Below are 16409 nucleotides of genomic sequence, written 5' to 3' on the forward strand. Positions count from 1 at the left end.
CAGCAAACGCCGGGGGCAAGGATTGGCGGAGGGTCGGATGACGGCCGTAGCGGCGTGCCAAGCATGCGGCACCGAACTCCTCGAGGACGCGCGGTTCTGCCACGGGTGCGGCGCGCCGGTCGGCGAACCCGCCGCACATGCGGAGTACAAGCAAGTGTCGGTGCTGTTCGCCGACGTCGTGCGTTCCATGGACATCGCCGCGGCCGTCGGCGCCGAGCGGTTGCGCGAAATCATGGGCGATCTGGTGCACCGCTGCACCAAGGTGGTCCACCGTTACGGGGGGACGGTGGACAAGTTCACCGGCGACGGGATCATGGCGGTGTTCGGCGCGCCGGTGGCGATGGAGGATCATGCCCTTCGCGCCTGTCTAGCGGCCCTGGGCCTTCAGGAGGAGATCAAGCGGCTTGCCGTCGACGTCCGCGAGCGTGACGGTGTGGAGCTTCAACTGCGCGTGGGGCTGAACTCCGGTCAGGTGATCGCGGGCGAAATCGGTTCGAAAGCGTTCGGTTACACCGCCATCGGCGAGCAGGTCGGGATGGCGCAACGGATGGAATCCGTGGCGCCGCCCGGTGGAGTGATGCTCAGCGAATCCACCGCCCGGCTCGTCGCGCAGGCCGCCGTGTTGGCCGATGCCGAGCAGGTGCACGTCAAGGGCAGCGCCGTTCCGGTCCTGGCCCGTCGTCTACTCAGCCTGACCGGCGGGCCGCAACGAAGCCGGTCCTTGCAAGGCGCACTGGTCGGACGAGAGCTGGAGGTGACAACGATCGCCGGCCTCCTGGATCGATCGAAAAGCGGACGCGGATGTGTGGTCTGTGTTGTCGGTCCGGCGGGCATCGGCAAAACGCGACTCGCCGATGAGGCCGTCATGTTGGCGAAACGTAAAGGCGTCGAGGTGGTTTCAGCCTTTTGCGAGTCACACACCAACGATGTCCCCTTTGTCGCGGCGGCGGCGCTGCTGCGTGCAGGACTGGGAATAACCGAACTCGACGACGAGGCGGCCCGGGCACAGGTGCGCGCCAGGATCCCCGACGTGCCCGATGAGGATGTGCTGCTGCTCTATGACCTGATGGGCATTCGAGACCCCGACACACCCCCTCCGACGATCCACCCCGACGCGCGGCGACGGCGGTTGACCGCACTGATCAACTCGATGTCGCTGGCCCGCACCGAACCGGTCCTCTACGTGATCGAGGACGCGCACTGGATCGATGAGGTCAGCGAGTCGCTGGTGGCCGACTTCCTTGCCGTCATCCCCCGGACGCCTTCGATGGTGGTGATCACCTACCGCCCCGAATACACCGGCCTACTCGCGAGTGTGCCCGGAGCGCAGACGATTTCGCTCTCCCCCCTGAGCGAATCGGAAACCGCGGTGCTACTCGACGAATTGTTGGGCCCCGATTCGTCGGTCGCCGGGATCAAAACGCTCGTTGCCGAACGGGCAGGCGGGAACCCGTTCTTCGCGCAGGAGATGGTGCGCGAGCTCGCCGAGCGCGGTGTGCTCGAGGGTGACCGCGGCGGCTTCACCTGTGGCACGGATCTGGCCGAGGTCTCAGTGCCTGCGACGCTGCAGGCCACCATCGCCGCGCGCATCGACCGCCTGGAACCTGATGCCAAGCAGACGCTGAACGCCGCGGCGGTGATCGGCTCGCGGTTCACACCCGAGTTACTCGCGGCGGTGGGCAATACACCTGTCCTCGACACGCTCGTCGCGGCCGCGCTGATCGACCAGGTTCGTTTTACGCCCAGCGCCGAGTTCGCCTTCCGCCACTCGCTGATCCGCAGCGTGGCCTACGAATCCCAACTGCGGTCCGATCGTGCAAAGATGCACCGGCGGCTGGCCGATGCCATCGAGGCGGGTGAGCCGGAATCCGCCGACCAGAACGCGGCGTTGATCGCCGAACATCTCGAAGCCGCGGGTGATTTGCGGGGTGCCTATGGCTGGCACATGCGGGCGGCAACATGGGCGACGTACCGCGACATCGCTGCGGCGCGGCTGAGTTGGGAAAACGCAACCCGGATAGCCGACGCGTTGAGCGCCGATGACCCAGACCTGGTAGCCATGTGCATTGCTCCTCGCACCATGTTGTGCGGGATCGCCTGGCGGTTGCATGTGAGCGACGTCGCGGACCGTTTCGACGAGTTGCGTCAGTTGTGCAACGCCGCAGGAGACAAGCCGTCGCTGGCGATCGCAATGGCGGGGCTGGTCGTGGATCACACGTTCCAGGACAGGGTGCGTGAGGCGTCGCGGCTGGCTTCCGAGGCCATCGCCCTCATCGAATCCATCGGCGACCCGACTTTGACGGTAGGGCTGTCCTTCACCGCGATCCGCGCCAAGATCGGGACCGGCGAGTGGGCCGAGATGCATCGCCTGTCGCAGAGGGTCATCGACCTGGCTGACGGTGACCCCACAAAGGGCAACTTCCTCTTCGGGTCTCCCCTGGCGCTCGCATTCGCCCAGCGTGGCACCGCCCGATGGGCCCTGGGTCGGCCCGGATGGCGAGACGACCTGCAGCGCGGCGTGGTCATGGCGCACGGCGCCGACTCCCTGTCCTACGTCACGGTTGTCAGCTACGTGTACACCACGGGTATACCGGCCGGCGCGCTTGTGCCCGACGAGGCCGCGGTGGGAGAGATCGAGGATGCGCTGGTGATCGCCCAACCATCCGGCGACAACCTCCAATTGGGGGTCGCCTGGCTGACCCTCGGGCTTGCGCTGGTGCATCGCCACACGGACGACGAGCGTGATCGCGGACGACAGTTGCTGGCTGAGGTCCGCGAAGTGTTCCGGCGCGGGGGGCACTTCTTGTGCGATCTACCGATGCTCGACGTGTACGTGGCCCGTGAGCAGGCGCGCCGCGGCGATCGTGACCGGGCGATACCGCTGATGCGCGCCGCGGTCGACCATCTCATGCTTGGGGGACAAGCGCTTTCGTGGGGAGTTTTGACGACGGGCGTCTTGGTCGAGACACTGCTCGAACGCGGGACCGAGAGCGACGTCACCGAAGCCGAGGCAGCGATCGAACGGTTGGCGTCCGAGCCAGCCGATGACCACCTGGCGATGCGTGAGACATGGCTGCAGCGGATGCGGGCGTTACTGGCGCGAGCTCATGATGATGCCGAGGCTTACACGCACTTCAGGGATCGTTACCGTGACCTGGCGAGAACGCTTGGCTTCGAAGGACATATCGCATGGGCCAAGGAGATGCCGTAGGAGCCGCGGCTCGACCGTGCGGGTCTAACCTGGCCTCGTGTAAGACGAGCCGAGAAAGCGCTCCACCAGGGCGCGTTCGGCGGCAGGGTCTTTCAGCGGCCACCCCCACAGCGCCAGGAAGACCCGGATCAGCCACTGCGCGGCCAGCGGATCATCGTTGCCGGGCCCCAGCATCTCGGCGGCCAGGTCCGTCACGGTCGGCGAACTGATGACCCAGTCGCTGACCGGAGCGGCATGGATCGACCGCATGAGTTGGGCCAGTGGATCGGAGCGCAGGCGTTGAAGCGCCATGATGGTGGCGGTCACCACGCGCTCCGGGCCGACGAGATCCTTGATGGCTTCCCTCGTGGTGTCAACAATGCGAGCCGCTTGAATCCCGATGACCGCATCGCGGATAGTCGATTTACCGCCGGCATGCCGATAGATCGTCGCGGGTGAGCAGTGAACCCGGGCCGCCAAGGCTTCGATCGTGAACCCCTCATAGCCCTGGCGAGCGATGATGTCTGCGGCCGCGGCATAGATCCGTTCGGTGGCTTCACTACGGCGGTCGCGGCCAACCAGCCAGTCGTCACGTGGCATCCACCCATGCTCCCCCATATTGCGGAGCACGGAAACGCTTCTCGCAGCATGAGAAATTCTGGCATCTTCTCTCACGAGAACGGCCTGCTCGTGCAGGGTTCACGTGGTCACCTGCGATCACGCCGGATCACGACCGGTCCTCAACTTTCCCCCGTTCCATTGACCCAGCGGTGAGCTACACCGAGCCTGAAGCACATGGCGGTCTTGGACAGTGCGACCCGGTTCTTCGACAGCGAGGCGATACAGGATCCCTACCCGCTGTATGACCGGATGCGCGCCGAGGCACCCGTGCACCGGATCGGCGACTCCGTCTTCTACGCCGTGTGTGGCTGGGATTCGGTGCAGGAGGCCGTGGAGCGGGTCGAGGACTTCTCGTCGAACCTCACGGCGACGATGGTCCTTCACCAGGACGGCGCGGTCACGCCGCTCGACATGGGGCCGCCCGGAGCCCCGATGCACGCGCTGGCCACCGCCGACGACCCCGCGCACGCGCAACACCGCAAGATACTGCTGCCGCATTTGTCGGCCAGACGAGTGCGGATCATCGAGGAATTCGCGGCCCGAACCGCCGACCATCTTTGGGACCAGAACCTGCGCGACGGCCAGATCGAATGGATGGGCAGCATCGCCAATCGGCTGCCGATGATGGTGGTCTGCAAGCTGCTGGGTCTTCCCGACGGCGATGTCGACGAACTCATTCGGCTCAGCTACTCGACCACCACACTCCTCGACGGAATCGTCACTCCCGAGCAGATCGAGCAGGCCGGACTAGCCGCGATGGAGCTGTCCGCCTATGTGTTGGAGCATTTCGAAAAGGCCAGCGGCAAGCCAAATTCCGGGCTCATAGGCGACCTGGCGGCACGTTACGCATCGGGTGAGCTCGAGCAGGTGCCGGCGCTGGGCATCATGCTCACGCTCTTCAGCGCGGCCGGCGAATCGACCGCATCGCTGCTGGGCAGCGCGGCATGGATCCTCACCGATCGCCCCGTGATCCAACAGCGGCTTCGCGAGAACCCGGAATTACTAAGCACTTTCATCGAAGAGACGTTGCGCTTCGAGCCGCCGTTTCGCGGTCATTACCGTCACGTGTGGCGCGATACCACGCTAGGCGGGGTGGAGGTGCCGGCCAACTCCCACCTGCTGCTGATGTGGGGAGCCGCCAACCGCGACCCGGTGCACTTCGAAACTCCAAACGAATTTCGGCTCGACCGCACCGCCGCCAAGAGCCACGTGAGCTTCGGCAAGGGCGTGCATTTCTGCGTCGGCGCCGCATTGGCCCGGTTGGAAGCCACCATCGTGTTACGCATGCTGCTCGAGCGCACTACCTGGATCGACGCCGCGGACATCGGACAATGGCTGCCGAGCATTCTGGTCCGGCGCCGCGAACGGTTGCGGCTGGTCGTGCGGTGACCTCAGGGACGCGGCTGCACGTCGACGCTGGGCGGCCGTGACTGCGGGTCCTGAGGCTTGGCCCGCACCGAGCGCCGGACGATGCTGAACGCGGCCGCGCCCCCGACAAGGACGGCGACGGCTACCCCCGCAAAGATCAACGGGCGCTTGCCGCGACGCTGCGCGCGTCGCGCATCCTGCAGCGCTTGGGGCAGACTGGTGACCACTTCCTGCGCGGCGGCCAGCTCCTGGGCCAACGTTTCTTGGGCCGCGGCGAGGTCACGGGCCAGCCGCCCCTCTTGGTATCGCCGACGCAGCTGCGAGGCGGTCGACTGCGCGGACTGAACACTCAGGCCGGCAACTCCCCGGGTGACGTCCAGCGGTCCCTGCGCCGAATAGGTCAGGCCGCGGGTCAGTCGCTGCCGCGGGGTCAGCCGGGAATCCATCTTCGCCCTCATCGGTCGCCTTTCTGTCCCGCTCATAGAGCCCGCCCTGAAGCCGGCTCAGGAAACTCCGGTATCCGAACAGACTCCCCAGCATAGGGACGTGCGTGTCGTATGGGCGCGCCGCGGTGTCCGCGGCGGTTCGCCTTGGGTGACACCGCGTGCGGCGACTCCCACCCGTAGTGGCAGACTCTCATGCCGTGACCAACAGCCCCTTTCAGACTGCTACCGCCACGCTCCACACCAACCGCGGCGACATCAAGGTCGCCCTCTTCGGAAACCACGCGCCCAAGACCGTCGCCAACTTCGTCGGCCTGGCGCAGGGGACCAAGGAGTACTCGACGCAGAATGCATCGGGAGGTTCCTCGGGCCCCTTCTACGACGGCGCGGTCTTTCACCGGGTTATCCGGGGCTTCATGATCCAGGGCGGCGACCCGACGGGAACCGGCCGCGGCGGCCCCGGGTACAAGTTCGCCGACGAGTTCCACCCCGAACTGCAATTCGACAAGCCCTACCTGCTGGCGATGGCGAACGCGGGCCCGGGCACCAACGGCTCTCAGTTCTTCATCACGGTGGGCCAAACCCCGCACCTGAACCGGCGCCACACGATCTTCGGTGAAGTGACCGACCCCGAGTCGCAGAAGGTCGTCGACGCGATCTCGACGACGGGCACCGATGGTAACGACCGCCCCACCGAGCCGGTGGTCATCGAGTCGATCACCATTTCCTGAGCCAGGACGTAGGCCGGGGGGTCGATCAGCCTTGCCGGGGGCCCGCGTAGCCCGCTGCCGTGAGGACGTCGAGCACCTCCACGGGATCTGTCCCAAGGTCCCAGCGGGAGAACAGCACCAGGTTGCCGTCGGCCTTCTCGACCTCGAGCAACCGCACCTTGCGTCCGTAGCGGCGGAACTCGATGATGCGGATGATCTTGATGTCGGAATGCTGCAATAACTGCGTTCTCAACCACCCGCGAAGGAGCAGGCCGTCGGGTGTGATTGCCAGCTTGGGACGCGCGTGCCACGACACGCCGGCAAACAAGATCAGACCTGCCGCGGCAACACCCGCGAAAATGCGCCCGGGCGGGTCTGTGACCACGGTCACACCGGCGATAGCCATCAAAACACCTGCGGCTCCGCAACCAGCGATTCCCGCCGTGTGCGGCTCCCATTGTGTTTGCTGCATGCTCTCGTTAACCCCTCCCACCACGGCCTATGCAGTTATCCACATCAGCTATCAACAGTGGGGATAAATCACACGCGTGTGATTGGGTGACCGGAAAGTTGCTGACGCAGTAACGAATCAGACCAAAAATGAATTCATCACGCCGACCGTCCTGATCAGTGCCAGCGCATCGTGAGCAACAACCCGGTGATCATGAAAGCGAACGCGATGGCATAGTTCCACGGGCCCAACTGCGCCATCCAGTTCAGCGCGGTCGGCGCCTGACTCCCGACCGCGGCCAACTGGAACACCATCAGCCAGACCAGGCCGATCAGCATGAGACCGATGAACAGGGCGACGAACCACACGCTCGATGGTCCGACCTTGACTTTCACCGGGGTGCGGCTGACCGCGCCGACGGCGAAGTCGTTCTTCTTGCGGACCTTGGACTTGGGCATGATTACCTCGCGGATTACCTCAACGACACGGTGAGCAGGACGGGGTGCAACGATAAACACCGCAACTGCACCCCATAGCTTGGCTACGAGACTAACTCACCTAGGGCGGTGACCAGGAAATGGAGAGGCGATGATCCAGACGCGCCGGTCGCCGTGGCGCTTTGGCGTCCCGGTCGTGTGTCTGCTGGCCGGACTGCTGCTCGCCGCCACCCACGGAGTCTCCGGCGGCGCTGAAATCCGCCGCAGTGATGCCCCGCGGCTGGTGGACCTGGTCCGCGAGACCCAGTCTTCGGTCAACCGGCTGAATGCTCAGCGTGAGGCGCTGGCGGGCAAGATCGACGCCGCGCACGGGCGGTCGTCGGATGCCGCGCTCGCGGCCATGCTGCGGCGCTCCACCGAGCTCGCCGGCGAGGCGGGGATGAACCCGGTCCACGGACCGGGCTTGGTGGTCACCCTTGCGGATGCGCAGCGCGACGCCAATGGCCGTTTCCCCCGTGATGCGTCCCCCGACGACCTGGTGGTCCATCAGCAAGACATCGAGGCAGTACTCAACGCGTTGTGGAGCGCCGGGGCCGAGGCGATCCAGATGCAAGATCAGCGGCTCATCGCGACGTCGGTGCCGCGCTGCGTCGGTAACACCTTGCTGCTCAACGGGCGGACCTACAGCCCGCCGTATGCGATCACCGCGATCGGCAACGCAACGGCCATGCAAGCCGCCCTCGCGGCCGCTCCCCTCGTGGTCCTCTACAAGCAATACGTCGTCCGCTTCGGCCTCGGCTACCAAGAAGAAGTCAAGTCCGATGTAGAGGTGGTGGGCCATTTCGAGCCGGATCGGCTGCATTCCGCCCAGCCCGGCGGCCCGATCGGCTACTGACGCATACCGACCAGGATCGCGATCGCCGTGGGACGGTAACCTGGCACGGTGCGGATCCTGGTCGTCGACAACTACGACAGCTTCGTGTTCAACCTGGTGCAGTACCTCGGGCAGCTGGGCATGGACGCCGAGGTCTGGCGCAATGACGACACCCGGCTCTCCGACGAGGCCGCAGTCGCCGGTCGCTTCGACGGGGTGCTGCTCAGTCCGGGCCCGGGCACCCCGGAGCGCGCGGGCGCGTCGATCCCGATGGTTCGGGCGTGTGCCGCCGCGCGGACCCCGCTGCTCGGGGTCTGCCTGGGGCATCAGGCCATCGGCGTCGCGTTCGGTGCGACCGTTGACCGCGCACCAGAACTGCTGCACGGCAAAACCAGCAGCGTCCACCACACTAATGTCGGTGTGCTGCAAGGACTTCCGGATCCATTCACGGCGACGCGTTATCATTCGCTGACGATCCTGCCCGAGTCGCTGCCCCCGGTGCTTGAGGTCACGGCTCAGACCCAAACCGGCGTGATCATGGGTGTGCGGCACACCGAATTGCCGATTCACGGTGTGCAGTTCCACCCCGAGTCGATCCTGACCGAGGGCGGCCATCGAATGCTGGCGAACTGGCTCGCCGATTGCGGGTGGGAGCGCAACGACACGTTGGTGCGGCGCCTCGAGAATGACGTGCACGCCGCCGTGCGGCCGTACTTCCCGGCCGAGCCGTCGGCTACTGACCGAACTTCAGCGTGATGATGCCGTCCCGGTTGACCCCGGAGCCCGCCGGCGGATTCTGATAGACCACCCGATGGGATTGGGAGCCGCCGGCGTCGACGTCGGCACCCTTGTCCAGGATTCCCGTCCAGCCCAGCGCGCGTAGCCGTGGTTCGGCGTCGGTCCAGAACATGCCGGACAGGTCGGGCATGACGAACTGATTGCCCTTGGACACTTGCAGCTCGATCACCGAGTCCACCGGAACCACCTGTCCCTTGGATGGGTTGGTTCCGATCACCTCACCGGCCGGTCGGGTGCTGTCCACCTGCACCTGGGTGACCTTGCTAAAGCCGTAAACCGTCAGATTCTTCTGCGCGATGTCGACGGTTTGGCCCGCGACATCGGGAACCTGCTTGGTCTCTGGGCCAGAGCCGACGATGAGGGTGACGACGTTTGTGATCGCCGACGTCTGGTTGGCCGGTGGATTCGTGCCGATCACCTTGCCCAGCAGTTCCGGGGTCGACGGGGAGTTGGCCTGCTTGAACTTACTGAAGCCCGCAGCCTTCAGCTTGCTGACCGCATCGGAGTAGCTCAGTGAGGAAACGTCGGGCACCTCCCGCTGTTCGGGTCCGGTGGAGACGTTGATGGTGATCTCGTCGCCCGCATTGACCGACGCGTTGGCGCCCGGGTCGGTACTGATGACGTGGTCGGGTGGGATCGCCGAATCCGGCTTCTGCAGGGTGCGGGTCTTGAAGCCACGATTCTGCAGCGCCGCAATGGCATCGGCGGACACCTGCCCGCGCACGTCGGGCACCTGCACGTCCCGGGCACTACCCCCGAACGTGTTGAAGGCAATGACAACAACGATCGTCAGGACCGCAAGCGCGGCCACGGCGACGATCCAGCGGCCGACCGAACCGACGCTGCGGTCCTCGCCGGCGTCGGCGAGGACCTGACGTGGCAGCGGGTCGGTACGCGACGGGCCGGAGCTACCGGCGTTGGACGACAGCAGCGAACTCCGGTCGGCGTCCGTGAGTACCTTGGGTGCCTCCGGTTTCTCGCCGTTGTGCACCCGAATCAGATCGGCACGCATTTCCGCCGCGGTCTGATAACGGTTGTCTGGATTCTTGGCCAGCGCCTTGAGCACCACCGCGTCGAGGTCGGCGGAGATGCCTTCGTGCCGCTGGGACGGGGGGACCGGGTCTTCCCGAACATGTTGGTAGGCAACGGCTACTGGCGAGTCACCGGTGAAAGGTGGTTCGCCCGTGAGGATCTCGTACAGAACGCAGCCCAATGAATACACATCGGAACGTGCATCGACGGCATCACCACGAGCCTGCTCGGGGGAGAGATATTGTGCGGTTCCGATCACCGCGGCGGTCTGGGTGACGCTGTTGCCGCTGTCGGCGATCGCGCGGGCGATACCGAAGTCCATCACCTTGACCGCGTTGGTGGTGCTGATCATGATGTTGGCCGGTTTGACGTCTCGATGGATGATGCCGTTCTGGTGGCTGAAGTTCAGCGCCTGGCACGCGTCGGCGATGATCTCGATGGCTCGGCGCGGTGGCAGGGGGCCGTCCGTGTGCACGATGTCGCGCAGGGTGACGCCGTCGACGTATTCCATGACGATGTAGGGCAGCGGCCCGGTGGGAGTCTCGGCCTCGCCAGTGTCATAGACGGCGACGATCGACGGGTGATTCAATGCGGCGGCATTTTGCGCCTCACGCCGGAAGCGGAGGTAGAAACTGGGATCGCGGGCCAGATCCGCGCGCAGCACCTTGACCGCGACATCGCGATGCAAACGGACGTCGCGGGCCAGATGAACCTCGGACATCCCCCCGAAGCCGAGGATTTCGCCCAGTTCATAGCGGTCGGACAGGTGCTGCGGCGTGGTCATTGCGGTGTTCCGTGTCGAGCCGGCACAGTGCGAAAGCCGGAGATCCCTATTGTCCCGTCATCCGGCCATTTCAACCGCATTTCGGGTCGGGCTCCGGCACCGCCCGGAGTGGCGCTCGGCGGCGGCGCCGAGGCGGGCGGTGTCCCGGTGTCGGTCACCGTCGGTGGCTGTTGCTGCTGATCCGCCCGCGAGTTGATGACGATCAGCACCGCAATGATGATCGCCAGCGCTCCGAGCACACCGGCTGCCCACAACAACGCGCGCTGACCCGAGGAGAAGGTACGACGGGCCGGGGGCGGGCGGTGGCCGCCGGTGGCCGGCCGCGACCGGCGTGCGGCGGAGCTTCGGCTCGGAGACACCGCGGCGGCGCGGGTCGTCGGACTGGACGGAATGGCTGCCGGCGATGCGCGGCCCGGCGGCGGTGACTGGCTCGGGCGTGGCGGACGACGGCCGGCCCGCACCGCCGCCACCGCGTCGGCGAACGGTCCACCGCTGCGGTACCGCATCGCCGGGTTCTTCACCAGCGTGATCTCGATGAGTTCGCGCACATTGGGCGGCAGTTCTGCGGGCAGGGGCGGCGGCGGTTCTTTGATGTGCTTCATCGCCACCGTCAGGGCACCATCACCGGTGAACGGCCGCTTGCCACATACAACCTCGTAACCAACGACCCCCAGCGAGTACACATCGCTCGACGGGGTGGCGTCGTGACCCAGGGCCTGTTCGGGTGCGATGTATTGGGCCGTGCCCATCACCATCCCCGTCTGGGTCACCGGCGCGGCGTCGACGGCCTTGGCGATACCGAAGTCGGTGATCTTCACCTGACCAGTCGGGGTGATCAGGATGTTGCCGGGTTTGACGTCGCGGTGCACCAGTCCGGCGGCGTGCGCTACCTGCAGCGCACGACCCGTCTGCTCAAGCATGTCCAGTGCGTGCCGCAGCGACAGCCGGCCGGTTCGCTTGAGAACCGAGTTCAGCGGCTCGCCGTTGACCAGCTCCATCACCAGATAGGCAGTCCGGCCCTCCCCGTCCAGCTGGCTTTCACCGTAGTCGTGGACGGCCGCGATGCCAGGGTGGTTGAGCATCGCGGTGGTACGCGCTTCGGCACGGAACCGCTCGATGAACTCGGGGTCTTGAGAGAACTCCTGCTTGAGCACCTTGACCGCGACGCGCCGGCCCAGCCGGCTGTCTACCGCCTCCCACACCTGACCCATGCCGCCGGTGGCGATCAGGCGCTGTAGACGGTATCTGCCGGACAGCGTCACACCAACTCGCGGGCTCATGGTCCTCCCTGTAGCGCGGCCTGGATGACGGCCCGTCCGATCGGCGCGGCGAGTGCACCCCCCGTCGCGGACAGGCGGTTGGCGCCATTCTCTACCAACACCGCCACGGCGACCTTCGGGGTCTGCGCGGGTGCGAAAGCGATGTACCAGGCGTGCGGCGGTGTGTGCCGCGGATCGCTGCCATGCTCTGCGGTACCAGTCTTCGATGCGATCTGCACGCCGGGAATGGCCCCTTTCTGTTGTGCGACCTTCTCGGCGCCGACCATCAGCTCTCTCAGCTTAGCGGCGACCTGCGGCGACACGGCGCGCCGCTGCTCATAGGGTGCAGTGGTGCTGATCGTCGTCAGGTCGGGCCCCTTGAGGCTGTCGACAAGGTACGGCTGCATCGTCACCCCATCGTTCGCGATGGTCGCGGCGATTTCGGCGTTTTGCAAGGGCGTCAGGGCGACGTCCTTTTGGCCGATGCTGGACATCCCCAGCGCCGCGGCGTCGGGAATGATCCCCACGGTCGACTCTGCGACCTGCAGCGGGATGACGCTCGGCGTGCTGTCCAGCCCGAACGAGCGCGCCATGTTGCGCAGCGCATCGGAGCCGGTGAGGATCCCGAGCTGGACGAATGCGGTGTTGCACGACAGGGCGAACGCCTGCCGCAAAGACACCGTCGGCTCGTTTCCACACGACTCCCCACCGTAGTTCTCCAACGTTGCGGTGCTGTTGGGCAGCGGAATCGAGGGGGCGGCGGTCAGCTGCTGGGTGTCCGAGGCACCGGCCTGCAGGGCGGCCGCCGTCGTGATCACCTTGAACGTCGACCCCGGCGGGTATGTCTCAGAAATCGCGCGGTTGGTCAGCGGATTGTTGGGGTCGTCACGCAACTTCTGCCACGCCTGCGCCTGGACTTCGGGATCGTGCGACGACAGCAGGTTGGCGTCATAGGACGGCGAGGACACCATCGCCAAGATCTTGCCGGTCGACGGTTCCAGGGCCACGACGGCGCCCTTGCACGGCGGACCGCCGCAGTCCTGTTGCATCGCGTCCCACGCGGCCCGCTGGACCCGCGGCTTGATTGTGGTGTCGACATTGGCGCCGCGCGGGTCGCGACCGGTGAAGAAGTCCGCGAGCCGGCGGCCGAACAGCCGCTCGTCGGAACCGTTCAACAGCGGGTCCTCGGCACGTTCCAGACCGGTGCTGGAATACCGCAACGAATAAAAGCCGGTCACAGGCGCGTACTCCGCCGGGTTGGGGTAGACGCGCAGAAAGCGATAGCGGTTGTCGGTGGCAACCGAATAAGCCAACAGCTGGCCGCCCGCCACAATCTGGCCGCGCTGACGTGAATACTCGTCGAGCAGAACCCGCTGGTTGCGTGGGTCGGCACGCAGCGAGTCCGCGGCGAAGACCTGCGTCATCGTGGCGTTGATCAACAGCAGCACGATCAACGCCATCACGGTCACCGAGATCCGGCGCAGAGAGGCGTTCATACTTTCTCGATCACCTCGGTGCTGGCCGCCGCGATCGAGGGTTTGCGGGCCCGGGTGCGCAGGGGACGACGGGCGCTGTGCGAAATGCGCGCCAGTATGGCCAGCAGCACGTAGTTCGCCAGCAAGGACGAGCCACCGTAGGACATCCACGGGGTCGTCAGCCCCGTCAGCGGAATCAGCTGGGTTACCCCGCCGACAACGATGAACAGCTGAAGGGCCAGCGTCGACGCCAGGCCCGCGGCCAGCAGCTTGCCGAAGCTGTCGCGGGTCGCGATCGCCGTGCGCAGACCCCGCACGATGACGATGGTGTAAAGCATCAAGATGCTGGCCAGGCCCACCAATCCGAGCTCTTCGCCGAACGCGGCGATGATGAAATCGGTCGAGGCGGCGGGCACGGTATCGGGCTGACCGTTGCCCAGGCCGGTCCCGAAGATCCCGCCGGTGGCAAAGCTGAAGAGCGACTGGACGACTTGGTAGCCGCTGCCGTCGGGGTCGGAGAACGGGTCCCACCACATCTGCACTCGCACCCGCACGTGGGCGAAAATGTAATACGCGACAACACTTCCCGCGGCGAATAGCACGAGGCCGATTCCCACCCAACTGAAGCGTTGGGTGGCGAGGTAGACCACCACCAGAAATGACGTGTAGAGCAATAGCGAAGTGCCAAGGTCCTTTTCGAAGGCCATCACCCCGACCGAGATCACCCACGCTGCCAGTAGGGGCGCGAGGTCTCGAGGCCGGGGCAGCGTCAACCCCATGAAATGCTTGCCCACGCTGGTGAACAGGCCGCGCTTGGCGATCAGCACCGCGGAAAAGAAGATCAGCAACAAAATCTTGGAGAACTCGGCGGGCTGAATTGAGAAGCCGGGCAAGCGGATCCAGATCTTGGCGCCGTTCTGCTCGGACAGCGACGCCGGCAGCAGGGCCGGGATCACCAACAACACCAAACCGACCAGTCCGCATATGTAGCCGTAGCGCGCAAGCTGCCGATGGTCTTTCAAGAACGTGACCACCAAAGAAAAGGTCACAACGCCGATCAGGGTCCACAGCATCTGCTGGGTCGCGCTGGGGTGGTGCCGGCCGCTGAGCTGATTGGTGACCAGATCCAACCGGTGAATCATCACCAGGCCAAGACCGTTGAGCAGCGCCACGATCGGCAGCAGCAGCGGATCGGTATAGGGCGCAAAACGCCTGATGGCCACGTGCGCCGACCCGAAGACGACAAGAAACACCAGCCCGTAGCTGATGGCAGTCCAATGCAGATCGCGCGCTTGGTTGGCTTCGACTATGAGCAGCGCGGCGACGGTGATCAGTGCGGCGAATCCGAGTAGCAACAACTCGGCATTGCGCCGGGTAGGCAACGGGGGTGTGACCGCGACCGGCGGCTGAAGCTGTGTGGTCATGCCACCGTACGGCAATCGATGCCTGGTTCAGGTGGCGGCCCGGGAAGCGTGGTCACTGGCTGCGACGTGGTCGTCGGACCTGCCGGTGCGGAATTCGCGGGGCCGTTGGCGCTCGTGCTCGGTGCGGGGCTGGCGCTCGGGGAGCTGGTGGTTGGTGGTGCGGGTGATGCTGTGGTGCCGGATTCTGGTGTTCCGCTGCGGGTGCCCGGTGAGCCGGGCGGAGAGGTGGCGCGCGGCGCCGGACAGATCGGCAATAGATATTCGGCCAACAGCTGCCGAAGCTGCGACTCGGCCTGGTCCAGGCTGCCACCGGGTAGTCCGGTTTGAACTTGGACTTGTCCCGGGCGGCGCAGATCTTGCAGCGTCATCACCTGGCAGTTGGTGTGGGCACCGGATTGCCGGTAACCGACCAGGGAAAGCTCGTTGCGGGTGTTGAGGCATCCCACCAGATAGGGCTGCTGCAACGGGATGCCCAGCAGGGTGCCCTGGATCCCGCGGACGATGGAAACGCGGCCGTCGTATTCGGCGACGTAGTAGTTGCGTTGAATGACCCAGTATCCGACGCCGAGGCCAGCGAACACCAGGAGCACCGCCAGGCCGACGGCGGCGAGCATCTTCCACCGTGGCCAGCGCGGGCGATGCGGTGCTTCTGGTTGCGGCGCAACGCGTTTGGCAGACTCATCGCGGGGACGAATCGCGGAAGCACGCCCGGCGGAGGTATTGGGCAGGGTCATTTGATCCTCGTCGCCCGACACCGCACCGGCAAGGATCGGCTGGGTTTGCCCGTAGTCGTAGTCGACTACATCGGCGACCACCACGGTCACGTTGTCCGGGCCCCCGCCACGCAACGCCAATTCGATCAGGCGGTAGGCAGCCTCGGCGACGTCGGGTATCTGCAGTGCCTCCAGGATGGTCTCGTCGCTCACCGGATCCGATAACCCGTCGGAGCACAGCAGATAGCGGTCCCCGGCCCGCGCCTCGCGCATGGTCAACGTCGGCTCGACCTCGTGACCCGTGAGGGCCCGCATGATCAACGACCGCTGCGGGTGGCTGTGCGCCTCTTCCCGGGTGATCCGGCCCTCATCGACCAAAGTCTGAACAAAAGTGTCGTCTTTGGTGATCTGAGTCAGTTCTCCGTCGCGCAACAAGTAGCCGCGCGAGTCGCCGATGTGCACCAGCCCGATGCGGTCACCCGCGAACAGGATCGCGGTAAGGGTGGTGCCCATCCCCTCGAGTTCGGGCTCGGCCTCCACTTGGGCGGCGATGGCCGCGTTGCCGGAGCGGACCGCGTTGTCGAGCTTGGCCAGCAGATCGCCGCCCGGCTCGTCGTCATCCAGGTGTGCCAGCGCAGCGATCACCAGTTGGGATGCCACCTCGCCGGCGGCGTGACCGCCCATGCCGTCGGCCAGCGCGAGCAGTCGTGCGCCGGCGTAGACGGAGTCTTCGTTGTTGGCGCGTACCAGGCCGCGATCGCTTCGCGCGGCATATCGCAGGACCAAGGTCACGGGCGCCACTCCTCGATCCCGGCTGCGCCGGCAGCATA

General features: G+C 65.8%; 14 protein-coding genes. 5 read left to right on the top strand and 9 right to left on the bottom strand.

The features are described 5' to 3' along the window. Nucleotides 1–37: 37 nt before the first annotated feature. The gene (locus A5686_RS13230; RefSeq protein ID WP_067934769.1) at nt 38–3211 is read left to right on the top strand and encodes an adenylate/guanylate cyclase domain-containing protein; all 3174 of its coding nucleotides are present in this window, start codon (nt 38–40) and stop codon (nt 3209–3211) included. A gap of 24 nt (nt 3212–3235) precedes the next feature. Here the strand turns inward: A5686_RS13230 and A5686_RS13235 are convergent, their stop codons facing one another. Further along, nucleotides 3236–3790 carry a TetR/AcrR family transcriptional regulator gene (locus tag A5686_RS13235; RefSeq protein ID WP_067934771.1) on the bottom strand — a complete coding sequence of 185 codons (555 nt, stop codon included), beginning with the start codon at nt 3788–3790 and terminating at the stop codon, nt 3236–3238. 195 nt (nt 3791–3985) lie between these two features. On the opposite strand from A5686_RS13235, the gene A5686_RS13240 reads away from it, so the two are divergent. Continuing rightward, nucleotides 3986–5200, top strand: a complete 1215-nt coding sequence (locus tag A5686_RS13240; RefSeq protein ID WP_067934773.1) for a cytochrome P450 — start codon at nt 3986–3988, stop codon at nt 5198–5200. A 2-nt stretch (nt 5201–5202) separates the two neighbouring features. Here A5686_RS13240 and cwsA read toward each other — a convergent pair whose 3' ends face one another. After that, nucleotides 5203–5637, bottom strand: coding sequence for a cell wall synthesis protein CwsA (cwsA, locus tag A5686_RS13245; protein WP_067934775.1), 435 nt, complete (start codon nt 5635–5637; stop codon nt 5203–5205). 167 nt (nt 5638–5804) lie between these two features. Between cwsA and A5686_RS13250 the strand changes: the two genes are divergently transcribed. After that, entirely contained in the window at nt 5805–6353 is a 549-nt protein-coding gene (locus A5686_RS13250) for a peptidylprolyl isomerase (RefSeq protein ID WP_067934777.1), read from the top strand. A gap of 25 nt (nt 6354–6378) precedes the next feature. Here the strand turns inward: A5686_RS13250 and A5686_RS13255 are convergent, their stop codons facing one another. Both A5686_RS13255 and crgA read right to left on the bottom strand, forming a co-directional pair. Further along, nucleotides 6379–6804, bottom strand: a complete 426-nt coding sequence (locus tag A5686_RS13255) for a PH domain-containing protein (protein ID WP_067934779.1) — start codon at nt 6802–6804, stop codon at nt 6379–6381. Nucleotides 6805–6959: 155 nt separating this feature from the next. Beyond that, entirely contained in the window at nt 6960–7241 is a 282-nt protein-coding gene (crgA, locus tag A5686_RS13260) for a cell division protein CrgA (RefSeq protein ID WP_067934780.1), read from the bottom strand. Nucleotides 7242–7371: 130 nt separating this feature from the next. Between crgA and A5686_RS13265 the strand changes: the two genes are divergently transcribed. Both A5686_RS13265 and A5686_RS13270 read left to right on the top strand, forming a co-directional pair. Next, the gene (locus tag A5686_RS13265) at nt 7372–8115 is read left to right on the top strand and encodes a DUF881 domain-containing protein (protein WP_067934782.1); all 744 of its coding nucleotides are present in this window, start codon (nt 7372–7374) and stop codon (nt 8113–8115) included. Between the two features lie 48 nt (nt 8116–8163). After that, the gene (locus A5686_RS13270) at nt 8164–8850 is read left to right on the top strand and encodes an aminodeoxychorismate/anthranilate synthase component II (protein ID WP_067934784.1); all 687 of its coding nucleotides are present in this window, start codon (nt 8164–8166) and stop codon (nt 8848–8850) included. Here A5686_RS13270 and pknB read toward each other — a convergent pair. From pknB to A5686_RS13295, 5 genes are read right to left on the bottom strand one after another with little or no spacing between them, the layout of a single operon-like run. Next, on the bottom strand, nt 8828–10708 hold the full coding sequence (pknB, locus tag A5686_RS13275) for a Stk1 family PASTA domain-containing Ser/Thr kinase (RefSeq protein WP_067934786.1): 1881 nt from the start codon (nt 10706–10708) through the stop codon (nt 8828–8830). The genes A5686_RS13270 and pknB overlap by 23 nt on opposite strands. After that, complete coding sequence (locus tag A5686_RS13280; protein WP_067934787.1) at nt 10705–11988, bottom strand: serine/threonine-protein kinase; 1284 nt, start codon at nt 11986–11988, stop codon at nt 10705–10707. The genes pknB and A5686_RS13280 overlap by 4 nt, the downstream gene beginning before the upstream one ends. After that, nucleotides 11985–13463, bottom strand: a complete 1479-nt coding sequence (gene pbpA, locus A5686_RS13285; protein ID WP_067934789.1) for a D,D-transpeptidase PbpA — start codon at nt 13461–13463, stop codon at nt 11985–11987. The genes A5686_RS13280 and pbpA overlap by 4 nt, the downstream gene beginning before the upstream one ends. Then, the gene (locus A5686_RS13290) at nt 13460–14866 is read right to left on the bottom strand and encodes an FtsW/RodA/SpoVE family cell cycle protein (RefSeq protein ID WP_067934790.1); all 1407 of its coding nucleotides are present in this window, start codon (nt 14864–14866) and stop codon (nt 13460–13462) included. Before A5686_RS13290 ends, pbpA begins: the two co-directional genes overlap by 4 nt. Next, nucleotides 14863–16371, bottom strand: coding sequence for a PP2C family serine/threonine-protein phosphatase (locus A5686_RS13295; protein WP_067934856.1), 1509 nt, complete (start codon nt 16369–16371; stop codon nt 14863–14865). The genes A5686_RS13290 and A5686_RS13295 overlap by 4 nt, the downstream gene beginning before the upstream one ends. Nucleotides 16372–16409: the final 38 nt, after the last annotated feature.

The sequence above is a fragment of the Mycobacterium sp. E2479 genome (assembly GCF_001667925.1).
In the GTDB taxonomy this organism is placed as follows: domain Bacteria; phylum Actinomycetota; class Actinomycetes; order Mycobacteriales; family Mycobacteriaceae; genus Mycobacterium.

Excerpts from the sequence above, each read along its gene's own strand:
- A5686_RS13230 (WP_067934769.1), top strand. The coding sequence starts at position 38 with ATGACGGCCGTAGCGGCGTGCCAAGCATGCGGCACCGAACTCCTCGAG.
- A5686_RS13235 (WP_067934771.1), bottom strand. The coding sequence starts at position 3,790 with ATGCCACGTGACGACTGGCTGGTTGGCCGCGACCGCCGTAGTGAAGCC.
- A5686_RS13240 (WP_067934773.1), top strand. The coding sequence starts at position 3,986 with ATGGCGGTCTTGGACAGTGCGACCCGGTTCTTCGACAGCGAGGCGATA.
- cwsA (WP_067934775.1), bottom strand. The coding sequence starts at position 5,637 with ATGAGGGCGAAGATGGATTCCCGGCTGACCCCGCGGCAGCGACTGACC.
- A5686_RS13255 (WP_067934779.1), bottom strand. The coding sequence starts at position 6,804 with ATGCAGCAAACACAATGGGAGCCGCACACGGCGGGAATCGCTGGTTGC.
- crgA (WP_067934780.1), bottom strand. The coding sequence starts at position 7,241 with ATGCCCAAGTCCAAGGTCCGCAAGAAGAACGACTTCGCCGTCGGCGCG.
- A5686_RS13265 (WP_067934782.1), top strand. The coding sequence starts at position 7,372 with ATGATCCAGACGCGCCGGTCGCCGTGGCGCTTTGGCGTCCCGGTCGTG.
- pknB (WP_067934786.1), bottom strand. The coding sequence starts at position 10,708 with ATGACCACGCCGCAGCACCTGTCCGACCGCTATGAACTGGGCGAAATC.
- A5686_RS13280 (WP_067934787.1), bottom strand. The coding sequence starts at position 11,988 with ATGAGCCCGCGAGTTGGTGTGACGCTGTCCGGCAGATACCGTCTACAG.
- pbpA (WP_067934789.1), bottom strand. The coding sequence starts at position 13,463 with ATGAACGCCTCTCTGCGCCGGATCTCGGTGACCGTGATGGCGTTGATC.
- A5686_RS13290 (WP_067934790.1), bottom strand. The coding sequence starts at position 14,866 with ATGACCACACAGCTTCAGCCGCCGGTCGCGGTCACACCCCCGTTGCCT.